The following is a 13,623-nucleotide window of genomic DNA, read 5'->3' as shown; positions in this document are numbered from 1 at the left end:
ACTGCGCGGTCCATATGTCCGTCGCTGCTTGACCCATAGAACCACTATGGGCCGGCGCATCGCCGAACTTCTGTCCTCGCGCAGTCGAATTTTCGCCTCGACCATTCAAATCCGACAGGCTCCTAGTTGTCACCTTCGGTTCCCGCCAGCCAGCCATGCGCGTCGGCGCGCCTGGCGCCTTCACGCGAGCCCAGCGAAGCGAAATCGAACAGCTTGCGATCCGCCAATTGCGCGGGAGCCACGTTGCCCAGCGCACGAAACATGGTTTCACTGCGTCCAGGAAACTGACGTTCCCAGTCTTGCACCATGCGGCCGACCGCCTTGCGCTGCAAGTTCTCCTGCGAGCCGCAAAGATTACAGGGAATGATCGGAAACTGCTTGTGTTCGGCGTATTCGGCAATGTCGCTTTCCTTGCAGTACGCCAGCGGACGGATCACCACATGCCGGCCATCATCCGAACGCAGCTTGGGCGGCATCGCCTTCAGGCTTGCCTGATGGAACAGATTGAGGAAGAAGGTGGCGAGAATGTCGTCGCGATGATGGCCCAATGCAATCTTGGTGATGCCGTTTTCCGCCGCCCAGTGGTACAGCGCGCCGCGGCGCAGGCGCGAGCACAGGCTGCACATGGTCTTGCCTTCAGGGATCACGCGGGTGACGGTGCTGTAGGTGTCTTGCTCGATGATGTGGAACGGCACGCCGCGCCCGGTGAGGTACTGCGGCAGTACGTGTTCGGGAAAACCCGGCTGCTTCTGATCCAGATTCACCGCGACCAGCTCGAAGCGCACCGGCGCCTTGGCCTGCAATGACAGCAGGACATCGAGCATGGTGTAGGAATCCTTGCCGCCGGACAGGCACACCATCAGCTTGTCGCCGTCCTCGATCATATTGAAATCGGCAATCGCCTGGCCGACCTGATGACGCAAGCGTTTGGCCAGCTTGGCAGCCTCGTAGGCGCGCTTGCGGGCGAGATCGGGTGGAGTGGCCTCGGGATGGGCGGACATGGGCGACACACGGAAGGCAGGCAAGCGTTTATTGTAGCTGCCCTGCTGCCGCTGTCCCGGCGCGCTACAATTGCTGCTTCTCTCATTGCCGCCCGTGCAACACAGCCATGCAGGTCCAGGACCCCGCCCAGATCGCCCATCTGCTGGCCGAATTGCGCCAGGAACACCGCGATCTGGACGTGGCGATCCAGCAGATGTCCAGCTCGATCGGCTGTGACGAGCTGCAGATCACCCGCATGAAAAAGCGCAAGCTGTTGCTGAAGGACGCGATTGCGCGGCTGGAAAGCAAGCTCATTCCGGATCTGGACGCCTGATGACCCTCACCCCGACGACGCTCCAGGACGACCACGTCCTGCTGGAACCCCTCGCCCCGCACCACGCCCCCGATCTCGAAGCGGCGGCGGCAGACGGCGAGCTGTGGAACCTGTGGTTCACCAGTGCCCCGGCGCCAGGCCAGGCCAGCGGCTATATCGAAAAGGCGCTCGCCGGCCTGGCGGCCAACGCCATGCTGCCGTTTGCGGTGCGCGAGAAAAGCAGCGGCCAGATCGTTGGCACCACGCGCTTCTATGATTTCGTGCCGGAGCTGCCGCGCATCGCCATCGGCTACACCTGGTATGCGAAACGCTGGCAGAAGAGCCACCTCAACACCGCCTGCAAGCGCCTGCTGCTGCAGCACGCCTTCGAGACGCTCGGCTGCGTGGCGGTGGAGTTCCATACCGACCATCGCAACCTGGATTCGCAACGCGCCATCGAACGCCTGGGCGCGCACAAGGATGGCGTGCTGCGTGCCCATAAGCGCCGTCCGGACGGCTCGCTGCGTGACACCGTGTGCTATTCGATCCTTGCCGGCGAATGGCCGGATGTGCAGCGCTGGCTGACAATGCGGCTGACCCGGCTGAGTGCGCAAAACTAAGCCGATCTACGCCCCTGCGGGGGCTTGTGTAGATACTGGTGATGAGGCGTCGCCGAACTCCAACGTTGCCATGCGCATACCGCCCTTGAAAAATGGCATGCGGTCTGCGCTGGTGCTGCCGATGTTGATGATCCTTCCGCCAACGCCGATAGGGTGATGGAACGGACTCGCCTTGCAGTCTTAATTCCGCCGACAAACGCGCCTCGCATTTAGTTTCCAATGCAACAACCCGTGGTTGCGCATGAAACCAAATGGCTCGCGAGTGCTTGATCCATATGGACGTTTAGCCATCCATACACGCGCGAATCGACAATTTGGAAGATTTCTCATAAAAAAGTAGTTGACACGTCCGCGCGGCATGCCGTACGTTCGACGACATGCCGCAACGCAACAGCCACCGCGAATTCATCGCCGCGATCCGTCCACCGACGTCGATCGACGTGTTGCCGGCCGTCGGCCTCCTTCTTATTTCCCTTGTACTCGTACTCCTCATTACCAACGGAGGTGCGGGCTGAGGACGCGTGTCAAGGTAAAGCAAAACTGACCTAGATACCCCAAAGAACCCCGCACCCACCAGGATGCGGGGTTTTTTATCGCCCTCGTCATCACCCTAACGGAGCCAGGCCATGACCTCTGCAACAGCACAACCGAACGACCCCGGCGAAAGTACGGAAAGTGCCGAAGATCGCGTACGCATTTTCGACACGACCTTGCGTGACGGCGAACAGGCCCCCGGGTTTTCCATGGATCGGCGCGCAAAGTTGTGCATGGCACAAGCACTGGAATCGCTGGGTGTCGATGTGTTGGAAGCCGGTTTTCCGCAAGCCTCGCCGGATGATTTCGCCGCCGTCGAGGAAATCGCACAGACTTTGCGCAACACCACGGTGTGCGCCTTGGCACGATGTCAAACCGGCGATATCGACACTGCCGCACGCGCACTGGAACGCGCACACCGATCACGCATCCACCTGTTTCTTTCCACCAGCCCGCTGCACCGCGAACACAAGCTCGGCATGAGCAAGCAGCAGGTGCTGGACACCGCCGTCGCCTCCATCCTGCACGCGCGCAAATACTGCGCTGACGTGGAATTCTCCGCCGAAGACGCCTTGCGCACCGAGCCGGAATTCCTGGTTGAAGTCTTCAGCGCCGCCATCGCCGCCGGCGCCACCACCGTCAACGTTCCGGACACCGTGGGCTATACCACGCCCGCCGAAATCTACGAGCTGTTCACCTACCTGCGCCAACACGTGCGCGATGCGCACAAGGCGGTGTTTTCCTCCCATTGCCACGATGACCTGGGGATGGCCGTCGCCAACAGCCTGGCTGCCGTCAGCGGCGGTGCGCGCCAGGTGGAATGCACCATCAACGGCATCGGCGAACGCGCCGGCAATGCCGCGCTGGAAGAAATCGTGATGGCGCTGAAAGTGCGCGCGCCACGCTTCGGCCTGCGCACCAACATCGACACGCACAAGCTGTATCCCACCTCGCGCCTGCTGAGCCAGGTCACCGGGCAATTGGTACAGCGCAACAAGGCCGTGGTCGGCGACAACGCCTTTGCGCACGAGTCGGGCATCCATCAGCACGGCATGCTCAAGCATCGCGGCACCTACGAAATCATGCGCCCGGAAGACGTCGGCATCGCCGAAACCACGCTGGTGCTGGGCAAGCATTCCGGCCGCCACGCGCTGCGCCAGCGCCTGGAAGCATTGGGCCACCCGCTGGACGACGCAGCGCTGGACAGCGTGTTCAAGCGCTTCAAGGCGCTGGCCGACCGCAAGCGCGACATCCGCGACGAGGACCTGGAAGCGCTGGCCCTGAACCAGGACCCGGACGCTACCGGTCCATGGCATCTGACCCAGCTCAACACCAGCTCGCACCTGGGCGGCAGCGCTTCGGCCAACGTGAAGCTGCGCCACGAAGACGGTCGTGAAGTCGGCGAGGCCGCCATCGGCGACGGCCCGGTCGACGCCGTGCTGCGCGCGATCGAACGCGCCACCGGCACCGACATGCTGCTGACCCGCTTCCAGGTGCGCGCGATCAGCGAAGGCGGCGACGCGCAGGGCCATGCGCAACTCGTCGCACGCCACGCCCAGCGCGACTGGCATGGCAGCAGCGTCAGCACCGACATCATCGAAGCGACGGCGCACGCCGCACTCGCCATCGTCAATCGCATCGAGCGGCAGATCCGCGACAGCCGCGCCGATGCACCCGCACTCCAAGGAGCCACCGCATGAGTACGTCCTTCCTTTGGCACAACGGCCGCATCAAGCCCTGGGCTGAAGCCACGGTGCACGTCAGCACGCATGCCCTGCACTACGGCTCGTCCGTATTCGAAGGCGAGCGCGTGTACGCGACACCGGAAGGGCCCGCCTATTTCCGCCTGGCCGAGCACACCCGCCGCCTGTTCGAATCGGCGCGCGTGTACGAGATCGAGATCGGCTACAGCGAAGAAGAGATCAACCAAGCTTGCCTGGAAGTGATTCGCGCCAACCGGATGGCATCGGCTTATGTACGACCGATTGTCTTTCGCGGCGCCGGCGGGCTCGGCGTTCTCCCCAGGGACGGCGCGCCCGTCGACGTCGCGATCATGGCTTTGGCATGGGGTGCGTACCTGGGCGAAGCGGCCGAGCGGGGGGCGGACGTGTGCGTGTCCTCGTGGAATCGCCCTGCACCAAACACTTTTCCAAGCTGGGCCAAGGCCGGCGGTAATTACCTGAGCAGCCAGTTAATCGGCCTGGAAGCGCGTCGCGGCGGTTTCGACGAAGGCATTGCGCTAGGTTACAACGGCCTGCTGAGCGAAGGCGCGGGCGAGAACCTGTTCCTGGTCAAGCGCGGAAAGCTGCTGACGCCGCCATCGAGCGCCGGCATCCTGGCCGGCATCACGCGCGATTCGGTGATCACGCTGGCCACCGACATGGGCTATGTCGTGGAAGAACGCGATCTGCCGCGCGAAGCGCTGTACACCGCCGACGAAGTTTTCATGACCGGCACCGCCGCCGAGATCACGCCGGTGCGCTCGGTCGACCGCAAGGCCGTCGGCAACGGTGCGCCCGGTCCGATCACCCGCGCGCTGCGCGAGGCCTTCTTCGGCCTGTTCGACGGTCGCACGCAAGACCGTTACGGCTGGCTGACCCACGTTGAAACCACTACCGCAAAGGAGGCGGCATGAGCGCCCGCACATTATTCGAGAAAATTTGGGATGCTCACGTCGTAGCGCCCGAGAGCGCCGATACGCCGGCCGTGCTGTACGTCGACCTGCACCTGGTGCACGAAGTCACCTCGCCGCAAGCCTTCAGCGAATTGCGTTCGCGCGGCCTGAAACTGCGCCGTCCCGATCGCACGCTGGCGACGCTGGATCATTCCACGCCCACCTTGCCGCCGGCAGCGAACGGCGAGCGTCCGTACGCCAACGCCGAAGCGAAAGCGCAGGTGGCGCAGCTGGAAGCCAACTGCCGCGAATTCGGCGTGCAGCTGTATGGCTGGGACAGCAGCGATCGCGGCATCGTGCACGTGATCGGCCCCGAACTCGGCGCCACGCAGCCGGGCATGACCATCGTCTGCGGCGACAGCCACACCTCCACCCATGGCGCATTCGGCGCGCTGGCCTTCGGCATCGGCACCACCGAGGTCGGCCATGTGATGGCCACCCAGTGCCTGCTGCAACGCAAGCCGAAAACCTTCGCCATCCACGTTGACGGCAAGCTGCCGCGCGGCGTGGGCGCCAAAGACCTGATCCTGCACATCATCGGCGAGATCGGCGTCGACGGCGGTACCGGCTACGTGCTGGAGTACCGTGGCGAAGCGATCGAAGCGCTGTCGATGGAAGAGCGCATGACAGTGTGCAACATGTCGATCGAAGCCGGTGCGCGCGCGGGTCTGATCGCTCCCGATGAAACCACCTTTGCATGGCTGAAAGGCCGCCCGCGTGCGCCGCAAGGCGCAGCATGGGACACCGCCGTGCAAGCCTGGCGCGGCCTGCGCAGCGACGAAGGCGCCAAGTACGATCGCGAAGTGCGCATCGATGCCAGCCAGATCCGCCCCACCGTTACCTACGGCACGCATCCAGGCATGGCGATCGCGATGGACAAGCCAGTGCCCGCTGCACGCAATGCGGTGGAGCAGCGCGCACTGGATTACATGCAAGCGAAAGCGAATCAGCCCATGCAAGGCACTGCGGTGGACGTGGTGTTCATCGGCAGCTGCACCAATTCGCGCCTGTCGGATCTGCGCGAAGCCGCCAATGTCATGCGTGGCCGCAGCGTCGCCAAGGGCGTGCGCGTACTGGTCGTGCCCGGCTCCGAAGCGGTGCGTCGCGATGCAGAGAAGGAAGGCTTGCACGAGGTGTTCCTGGCTGCCGGCGCCGAATGGCGCATTCCTGGCTGCTCGATGTGCATTGCCATGAATGGCGACCTGGCGCAGCCGGGGCAACTGGTCGTGAGTACCTCCAACCGCAACTTCGAGGGCCGCCAGGGCAAGGGCGCACGCACCGTGCTGGCCAGCCCGGCAACGGCCGCCGCATCCGCGATTGCCGGCGCGATTGCCGATCCACGCGAATACCTGACGGAGGTGGCTGCATGAAGCCCGTAACCCGCATCCACTCACGCACCGCCGTGCTGCTCGATGAAAACATCGACACCGACCGCATCATCCCCGCGCGCTTCCTGACCACCACCGAACGCGCAGGCCTGGGCAAGTTCTGCTTCAACGACTGGCGCTATCGCCAGGACGGCAGCGACAACCCGGATTTCCCGCTCAACAAGCCGGAAGCGAAGGGTTGCTCGATCCTTGTTGCCGGCCGCAACTTCGGCTGCGGCTCCTCGCGCGAGCACGCACCGTGGGCGCTGCTCGACTACGGCATCCAGGCCGTGCTGTGCAGCGAGATCGCCGACATCTTCCGCGGCAACGCGCTGAAGAACGGCCTGCTGGCCATCGTGCTGGATGAAGCCGAACACCGCTGGCTGCTGAAGAAGCCCGGCATCGAGCTTTCCATCGACGTGCGCGAACAGGCCATCGAACTGCCCGATGGCGGACGCATCCGCTTCCAGCTGGAAGCCTTCGCACGGCATTGCCTGCTCAACGGCGTCGACCAGCTCGGCTTCCTGCTGCAACACCACGACGCCATCACTCACTACGAACAGACTCAGGAGAAAGCGGCATGAAGGCGCGCATCGTTACCCTACCCGGCGACGGCGTAGGCCCCGAAGTTCTCGACGCGGCCGTTGCCGTACTGCAAGCCGTTGCCGAACGCAGCGGCCATACCTTTGACTTCGAATCGCAGCTGATCGGCGGTTGCGCGATCGACGCCACCGGCGAACCGCTGCCGGCCGCCACCCTGGCCGCCTGCAAGAGCGCAGACGCCGTGCTGCTGGGCGCGGTGGGCGGACCGAAGTGGTCCGACCCGCAGGCAAAAGTGCGCCCCGAGCAAGGCCTGCTCGCCATTCGCGCCGCACTGGGCGTATTCGCCAACTTGCGTCCGCTGCAGGTGCATCCGGCCTTGGCGTCGCTGTCGCCGCTGAAGAACGAAAAGCTCAAGAACGTCGACGTGCTGTTCGTGCGCGAACTGACCGGCGGCGCCTACTTCGGCGCCAAGACGCGCACCACCGACACTGCCACCGACGAGTGCAAGTACACCGTGGCCGAAGTCGAGCGCGTCACGCGCCGCGCCTTCGAGCTGGCGCGCGAACGCCGCCAGCACGTCACCTCGGTGGACAAGGCCAACGTGCTGGAAACCTCGCGCCTGTGGCGCAGCACGGTCACGCGCATCGCCGCCGACTATCCGGACGTGAAGCTGGAACATCAGCTGGTCGATTCGATGGCGATGCTGCTGCTGACGCAGCCCTCGCGCTACGACGTGATCGTCACCGAAAACCTGTTCGGCGACATCCTCACCGACGAAGCCGCCGCCCTGGCCGGCTCGCTCGGCCTGCTGCCGTCCGCGTCGCTGGGCGAAGGCAAGGTCGGCTTGTACGAACCGATCCATGGCTCCGCACCGGACATCGCCGGCCAGGGCGTGGCCAATCCGCTGGGCGCGATCCTGTCCGCCGCCTTGTTGCTGCGCCACTCGCTGGAGCTGGACGTGGAGGCCACCACCATCGAGGCCGCCGTCAGCCACGTGCTGAGCAACGGCCCGCACAGCCGCGATATCGGCGGCAGCGCCGGCACGCAGCAAATCCGCGATGCGGTGATCGCTGCCTTGGACGACGTCGCCACGCCCGCCTTTCTAAGCGGCCTGCGCGCCTGCGGCTGAAGCACGATGCCTAGCGATCCGATCACACAACTCCATTCCTCTACTCACGCAACCAAACCAACCCATACCGACGCAGGAGTCACCGCATGAGCACCACCGCCACCACCGAATCGCTCGCCAAGGCGCGCATTGCCGTTCTTGGCTACGGCAGCCAGGGGCGCGCCCACGCGCTCAACCTGAAAGACTCCGGCCTGGATGTCGTCGTCGGCCTGCGCCCGAACGGCCCCACCTGGCACAAGGCCGTCGCCGACGGTTTCCACGTGGTCGAGCCGGCCGAAGCCGTGCGCAGCGCGGACCTGGTTGCCGTGCTGACGCCGGACATGGTGCAGCCCACGCTGTACAAGGAATCGATCGAGCCGAACATCAAGCCCGGCGCCGTGCTGCTGTTCGCGCATGGCTTGAACGTGCATTTCAAGCTGATCGAACCGCGCGCCGACATTGACGTGGTGCTGGTCGCGCCGAAGGGCCCGGGCGCGCTGGTGCGCACCGAATACGAGCGCGGCCGCGGCGTCCCCTGCATCTACGCCGTGCACCAGGACGTGAGCGGCCACGCTGAAGAAAAAGCCACCGCCTATGCCGCGGGCCTGGGCGGGGCACGCGCCATGCTGATCAAGACCGATTTCAAGGAAGAAACCGAAACCGATCTGTTCGGCGAGCAGGCCGTGCTGTGCGGCGGCGCCAGCGAGCTGGTGATGAAGGGCTTCGAAACCCTGGTGGAAGCCGGCTATCAGCCCGAGATCGCCTATTACGAAGTGCTGCACGAACTGAAGCTGATCGTCGATCTGTTCTACGAAGGCGGCATCACCAAGATGCTGGAGTTCGTCTCCGAAACCGCGCAGTACGGCGACTACGTGAGCGGCCCGCGCGTGATCGACGCCGGCACCAAGGAGCGCATGAAGGCCGTGCTCAAGGACATCCAGGACGGCACCTTCACGCGTAACTGGATTGCCGAATACCAGGCCGGCCTGCCGAACTACAAGAAGTGGAAGCAAGCCGATCTCGACCATCCGATCGAACAGGTCGGCGCCAAGTTGCGCGCACGCATGCCGTGGCTGCAGGCCGGCGCCAAAGCCCAGCCAGCGCTGAAGAAGGTCGGTTGAACACCATGCGGCGCTCACTCGGCTCCCCCTGCCTCCGGCCCGTGAGCGCCGCATGGTTCCTGATGGGAATGCAGCCATGAAACGTTTCCACATCGCCCTTGCCGTTCGCGACCTCGGCGCCTCCATCGCCGATTACAGCGTGCGACTTGGCCAGCCGCCCACCGTGGTGGTCCAGGGCAAGTACGCGATGTGGCGCACGCAACTGCTGAATTTCTCGATCAACCAGCACGCCGAACGTGCCGGCCAGTTGCGGCACATCGGCTTCGAAGATGACGACGTAGAAGGCTTTGCCAGCACGCTGGACGTGAACGGCATCGAATGGGAGCTCTTTTCCGCCAAGGCGCAGGACGCGCGCATCGTGGAGATGTATGGCGTGCCTGCCGATGTCTGACAGGCGCATTTCCTGAAAGCCGTTTCGCTCACCACACCAACAGCATCACCCGCTTCAAATAACACCAAGGGACCGACGTGAACATGCCATTGCTGAAACTCACACCCGTCGCCGAGGCCGAACCGGCCGTCGCGCACCACCCGCTGGCAGGCACTGCCATGAGCGGTGCGGATGTCGTCGTACAAGTGCTGGCGGATGAAGGCGTAGAGGTACTGTTTGGCTATTCCGGCGGCGCGATCCTGCCGGTCTACGATGCCGTGTTCCGCCACAACGCGGAACACTTGAGGCCTGATGGCAGCGAGCCGATGCCGCTGATCGTGCCGGCCAACGAGCAAGGCGCGGGTTTCATGGCCGCGGGATTTGCGCGTGCGTCGGGCAAGGTCGGCGTGGCCGTGGTGACCTCCGGTCCGGGCGCTACCAACATGGTGACGCCGGTGCGCGATTCGGCCGCCGATTCGGTTCCGATGGTGGTGATCTGCGGCCAGGTGGCGACGCAAGCGATCGGCAGCGACGCCTTCCAGGAGGCCCCCGTCAGCAACATCATGAGCGCGTGCGCCAAGCACGTGTTCCTGGTGACCGAGGCGGAAAAACTGGAAGCCACCTTGCGCACCGCCTTCACCATCGCGCGCAGCGGCCGGCCCGGCCCCGTGGTGGTCGACGTGCCCAAGGACGTGCAGAACGCCGCCGTCGTGTTCGACGGCAAGCAGGAACTGCCGTTGCCCGGCTATCGCGCACGCCTGCGCGCGATCGAGCAGGCCACGCTGAGCGATGCCGACTGCGCTGCGTTTTTCCAGGCCCTGCTGCAGGCCAAGCGCCCCCTGATCTACGCGGGCGGCGGCGTGATCGCCAGCGGCGCGGCGGCCTTGCTGCGCGAGTTCGCCGACAGCTTCGGCCTGCCCGTCACCACCACTTTGATGGGTATCGGCAGTTTCGACACCACCCATCCGCTGGCGCTGAACATGCTGGGCATGCATGGCACCGCGTATGCCAATTACGCGGTGGAGGATTGCGATTTCCTGTTCGCGCTGGGCGCGCGCTTCGATGATCGCGTCGCCGGCGTGCCGTCCCAATTCGCGCCGCGAGCGAAATTCATTGCGCACATCGACATCGACCCGGCCGAGATCAACAAGGTAAAAGCGGCCGACTGGCATCACGTCGGCCCACTGGACCGCGCGCTGCAACGCCTGACGCAGTACGGCAAACTGCATGGCCATCGGCCCGTACTGGCCGACTGGCACGCGCACGTCGCCGCGCTCAAACGCAAGCATGCGATGAACTACGACCGCGACAGCGCCCTGATCCAGCCGTATGCGGTGCTGGAGGAAATCAATCGCCACAGCCAAGGCCGCGCCATCATCAGCACCGGCGTGGGCCAGCACCAGATGTGGGCGGCGCAATACCTGGATTTCCGCTCACCGCGGCATTGGCTCACCTCCGGCTCGATGGGCACGATGGGCTTCGGCCTGCCGGCCGCGGTCGGCGCGCAGTTTGCGCGGCGCGATGCGCTGGTGATCGACGTGGACGGCGACGCCAGCATCCGCATGAACCTGGGCGAGCTGGAAACCGTCACCACCTACGGCCTGCCGGTGAAGATCGTGGTGCTCAACAATGTCGGCGACGGCATGGTGCGGCAGTGGCAGAAGCTGTTCTTCAAGGGCCGCTTTGCCTCCTCTGACAAGAGTCTGCACCGCAAGGATTTCGTGCGGGCCGCCGAAGCCGATGGTTTTGGCTGGGCGCGACGGCTGGAACGGCGCGCGGAGCTGGCCGCCACCGTGGCCGAATTCCTCGCATTCGACGGGCCGGCATTCCTGGAAGTGATGATCGATCCCGATGCCGGCGTGTATCCGATGGTCGGTCCCGGCGCCAATTACTCGCAGATGATCACCGGCGACTTCATTCCCGCGCGCACGGTCGCCCATACGGGCGAGGCGGCCGCTTCCGACAGTTTCTGACCGCCCTCTCCATTACGGCACGACACATCCACAGGTACCGGCCATGCAGCACACGCTTTCCATCCTTTTGCAGAACGAAGCCGGCGCGCTGGTTCGCGTCGCGGGGCTGTTTGCCGCGCGCGGCCACAACATCGATACGCTGACCGTAGCGGCCACCGCGGATCCGGCGGTGTCGCGCCTGACGCTGACCGTGCGCGGCGACGACGCCACCCTCAGCCAGATCCTGCAGCAGACGCGCAAGCTGGTCGATGTATTGCAGGTTGAGCATCCGGCGCAGGCATGAACGCACGGCCGGCCGAGCGCGACACGGCACCGAGCGCGGCGTCGGTCTTGCGGCGCGCCGAGGCGGCGCGGGTGTACGAAGTGGCCGCGCACACGGCACTGGAACCGGCATCGCTGCTGTCCGCGCGGCTGGGCGCCCAGGTGCTGCTCAAGCGGGAGGACCAGCAGCCGGTGTTTTCGTTCAAGCTGCGCGGTGCGTACAACCGCATGGCGCAGCTCGATGCGGCCGAGCGCGCGCGGGGCGTGATCGCCGCGTCCGCCGGCAATCATGCGCAAGGCGTGGCGCTGGCGGCGCAGCGCCTGGCGATCCGCGCCACCATCGTGATGCCAGTGACGGCGCCGCGGGTAAAAGTGGATGCGGTGCGTCGCTTCGGCGGCGCGCATGTCGAGGTGATCTTGCAGGGCGACTCCTACAGCGACGCGCAGGCCGAAGCGCTGCGCCTGTGCGAGGAGCTAGGGGCGAACTTCGTCCATCCGTTCGATGACCTGGATGTGATTGCCGGGCAGGCCACCATTGGTCTGGAATTGCTGGCCCAGCATGCCGGCGCGCTGCATGCGGTATTCGTGCCGATCGGCGGCGGCGGCATCGCCGCCGGCATGGCGGCGGTGATCAAGGCGCGCCGCCCGGACGTGCGCGTGATCGGCGTGCAGGCCAACGATGCCGACGCGATGGCCCGTGCGCTGGCCGCCGACGAGCGCATCGTGCTGGATGACGTGGGTCTGTTTGCCGACGGCACGGCGGTGAAACAGGTCGGCACGCTGACCTTTTCGCTATGCCGCGCGTATCTGGATGATGTGCTGCGCGTGGACACCGATGCGATTTGCGCGGCGATCCGCGATATCTACCAGGACACGCGCAGCATTCCCGAACCCTCCGGCGCGCTGGCCCTGGCCGGCTTGAAACAGTATGTGGCTGCGCGCGGCGCGTGCGAGGGTGCCGTAGTGGCGGTGGTTTCCGGCGCCAATATGAATTTCGACCGCTTGCGTTTCGTCGCCGAGCGCGCGGAAGTGGGCGAGGCGCGCGAAGCGGTGTTTGCGGTGACGATTCCGGAACAGCGCGGCAGCTTTCGCCGCTTCTGCGGCGCACTGGGCCTGCATGCGATCACCGAGTTCAATTACCGCATCGGCGACGCGCAGGCCGCGCATATCTTCGTGGGCGTACAGACGGCCAAACGCGGCGAACGCGAAGCCCTGGCGGAAGCTTTCCGCGCCAGCGGGTTCGGCGTGCTCGACCTGACCGACGACGAACTGGCCAAGCTGCATTTGCGCCATATGATCGGCGGACGTTCGCCGTTGGCGCGCGACGAGCGCCTGTATCGCTTCGACTTCCCCGAACGCCCCGGGGCGCTGGCGCGTTTTCTGGATCGCATGCATCCGGACTGGAACATCAGCCTGTTCCATTACCGCAATCACGGTGCGGACTACGGCCGCATCCTGGTCGGCATCCAGGTGCCGCCCGGCGAACTGGCGCTGCTGCAGCAATTTCTCGCCGCGCTCGGGTATCCCCATGTGGATGAGAGCGACAACCCGGCGTATCGGCTGTTGCTACGCGCGTAGCAGGCCGTTCAGCGCTTCGTCGATGGAGCCGCCGGCGTCCAGCTCGAAGACGTGGTTGTCGTAGTCCATGAAATAGAGTGCAGTGTCTTCGCGTGCCATGAAGTGTTCGACGTCGAAAGTGTTCAACTTGTCCGCATAGACCCGCAGTTCGTCGCGGCTTACCTCGAAACCGATGTGGTC

13 protein-coding genes and 1 pseudogene are annotated in these 13,623 nt (G+C 65.0%); 12 read left to right on the top strand and 2 right to left on the bottom strand.

Annotation, left to right across the window (positions count from 1 at the left end; genetic code table 11):
* Nucleotides 1-122 precede the first annotated feature (122 nt).
* The gene (ttcA, locus tag VMA74_RS04035) at nt 123-1,001 is read right to left on the bottom strand and encodes a tRNA 2-thiocytidine(32) synthetase TtcA (protein WP_325365050.1); all 879 of its coding nucleotides are present in this window, start codon (nt 999-1,001) and stop codon (nt 123-125) included.
* 107 nt (nt 1,002-1,108) lie between these two features.
* Between ttcA and VMA74_RS04030 the strand changes: the two genes are divergently transcribed.
* The 12 genes from VMA74_RS04030 to ilvA all read left to right on the top strand — a co-directional run bounded on the left by VMA74_RS04030 (nt 1,109) and on the right by ilvA (nt 13,443).
* Nucleotides 1,109-1,315, top strand: a complete 207-nt coding sequence (locus tag VMA74_RS04030) for a YdcH family protein (RefSeq protein WP_325365048.1) — start codon at nt 1,109-1,111, stop codon at nt 1,313-1,315.
* On the top strand, nt 1,315-1,914 hold the full coding sequence (locus VMA74_RS04025) for a GNAT family N-acetyltransferase (RefSeq protein ID WP_325365046.1): 600 nt from the start codon (nt 1,315-1,317) through the stop codon (nt 1,912-1,914). The genes VMA74_RS04030 and VMA74_RS04025 overlap by 1 nt, the downstream gene beginning before the upstream one ends.
* 626 nt (nt 1,915-2,540) lie before the next feature.
* On the top strand, nt 2,541-4,148 hold the full coding sequence (locus VMA74_RS04020; protein ID WP_325365044.1) for a 2-isopropylmalate synthase: 1,608 nt from the start codon (nt 2,541-2,543) through the stop codon (nt 4,146-4,148).
* Nucleotides 4,145-5,083 carry a branched-chain amino acid transaminase gene (locus VMA74_RS04015; protein WP_325365042.1) on the top strand — a complete coding sequence of 313 codons (939 nt, stop codon included), beginning with the start codon at nt 4,145-4,147 and terminating at the stop codon, nt 5,081-5,083. Before VMA74_RS04020 ends, VMA74_RS04015 begins: the two co-directional genes overlap by 4 nt.
* Nucleotides 5,080-6,492: a 3-isopropylmalate dehydratase large subunit gene (leuC, locus tag VMA74_RS04010; protein ID WP_325365040.1), complete on the top strand. Its 1,413-nt coding sequence runs from the start codon at nt 5,080-5,082 to the stop codon at nt 6,490-6,492. The genes VMA74_RS04015 and leuC overlap by 4 nt, the downstream gene beginning before the upstream one ends.
* A complete protein-coding gene (gene leuD / locus VMA74_RS04005) occupies nt 6,489-7,073 on the top strand; it encodes a 3-isopropylmalate dehydratase small subunit (RefSeq protein WP_325365038.1) in 585 nt (194 codons plus the stop codon). Before leuC ends, leuD begins: the two co-directional genes overlap by 4 nt.
* Complete coding sequence (gene leuB, locus VMA74_RS04000; protein WP_325365036.1) at nt 7,070-8,161, top strand: 3-isopropylmalate dehydrogenase; 1,092 nt, start codon at nt 7,070-7,072, stop codon at nt 8,159-8,161. The genes leuD and leuB overlap by 4 nt, the downstream gene beginning before the upstream one ends.
* An 86-nt stretch (nt 8,162-8,247) precedes the next feature.
* Nucleotides 8,248-9,261, top strand: coding sequence for a ketol-acid reductoisomerase (gene ilvC, locus VMA74_RS03995; RefSeq protein ID WP_325365034.1), 1,014 nt, complete (start codon nt 8,248-8,250; stop codon nt 9,259-9,261).
* Nucleotides 9,262-9,337: 76 nt separating this feature from the next.
* Entirely contained in the window at nt 9,338-9,652 is a 315-nt protein-coding gene (locus VMA74_RS03990) for a hypothetical protein (RefSeq protein ID WP_325365032.1), read from the top strand.
* A gap of 83 nt (nt 9,653-9,735) precedes the next feature.
* On the top strand, nt 9,736-11,604 hold the full coding sequence (ilvB, locus tag VMA74_RS03985; RefSeq protein WP_325365052.1) for a biosynthetic-type acetolactate synthase large subunit: 1,869 nt from the start codon (nt 9,736-9,738) through the stop codon (nt 11,602-11,604).
* A gap of 43 nt (nt 11,605-11,647) precedes the next feature.
* Entirely contained in the window at nt 11,648-11,887 is a 240-nt protein-coding gene (gene ilvN / locus VMA74_RS03980) for an acetolactate synthase small subunit (protein ID WP_192676522.1), read from the top strand.
* Nucleotides 11,884-13,443, top strand: a complete 1,560-nt coding sequence (gene ilvA / locus VMA74_RS03975) for a threonine ammonia-lyase, biosynthetic (protein WP_325365027.1) — start codon at nt 11,884-11,886, stop codon at nt 13,441-13,443. Before ilvN ends, ilvA begins: the two co-directional genes overlap by 4 nt.
* Here the strand turns inward: ilvA and VMA74_RS03970 are convergent.
* Nucleotides 13,432-13,623 (bottom strand): annotated as a pseudogene (locus tag VMA74_RS03970) (hypothetical protein); the annotation flags it as partial. The gene ilvA and the pseudogene VMA74_RS03970 sit on opposite strands and share 12 nt — an antisense overlap.

The organism is Dyella sp., from assembly GCF_035508675.1.
Classification (GTDB): Bacteria; Pseudomonadota; Gammaproteobacteria; order Xanthomonadales; family Rhodanobacteraceae; genus Dyella_B.
Note: the sequence above shows the minus strand (reverse complement) of the source record. Positions and strands in the feature narration are given on the sequence as shown.

Bases quoted from the DNA above. Each gene is read 5' to 3' on its own strand.
- ilvB (WP_325365052.1), top strand. From the start codon at position 9,736: ATGCCATTGCTGAAACTCACACCCGTCGCCGAGGCCGAACCGGCCGTC.
- ilvN (WP_192676522.1), top strand. From the start codon at position 11,648: ATGCAGCACACGCTTTCCATCCTTTTGCAGAACGAAGCCGGCGCGCTG.
- leuC (WP_325365040.1), top strand. From the start codon at position 5,080: ATGAGCGCCCGCACATTATTCGAGAAAATTTGGGATGCTCACGTCGTA.
- VMA74_RS04015 (WP_325365042.1), top strand. From the start codon at position 4,145: ATGAGTACGTCCTTCCTTTGGCACAACGGCCGCATCAAGCCCTGGGCT.
- VMA74_RS04020 (WP_325365044.1), top strand. From the start codon at position 2,541: ATGACCTCTGCAACAGCACAACCGAACGACCCCGGCGAAAGTACGGAA.
- ilvA (WP_325365027.1), top strand. From the start codon at position 11,884: ATGAACGCACGGCCGGCCGAGCGCGACACGGCACCGAGCGCGGCGTCG.
- VMA74_RS04030 (WP_325365048.1), top strand. From the start codon at position 1,109: ATGCAGGTCCAGGACCCCGCCCAGATCGCCCATCTGCTGGCCGAATTG.
- ttcA (WP_325365050.1), bottom strand. From the start codon at position 1,001: ATGTCCGCCCATCCCGAGGCCACTCCACCCGATCTCGCCCGCAAGCGC.
- leuB (WP_325365036.1), top strand. From the start codon at position 7,070: ATGAAGGCGCGCATCGTTACCCTACCCGGCGACGGCGTAGGCCCCGAA.
- VMA74_RS03990 (WP_325365032.1), top strand. From the start codon at position 9,338: ATGAAACGTTTCCACATCGCCCTTGCCGTTCGCGACCTCGGCGCCTCC.
- leuD (WP_325365038.1), top strand. From the start codon at position 6,489: ATGAAGCCCGTAACCCGCATCCACTCACGCACCGCCGTGCTGCTCGAT.
- VMA74_RS04025 (WP_325365046.1), top strand. From the start codon at position 1,315: ATGACCCTCACCCCGACGACGCTCCAGGACGACCACGTCCTGCTGGAA.
- ilvC (WP_325365034.1), top strand. From the start codon at position 8,248: ATGAGCACCACCGCCACCACCGAATCGCTCGCCAAGGCGCGCATTGCC.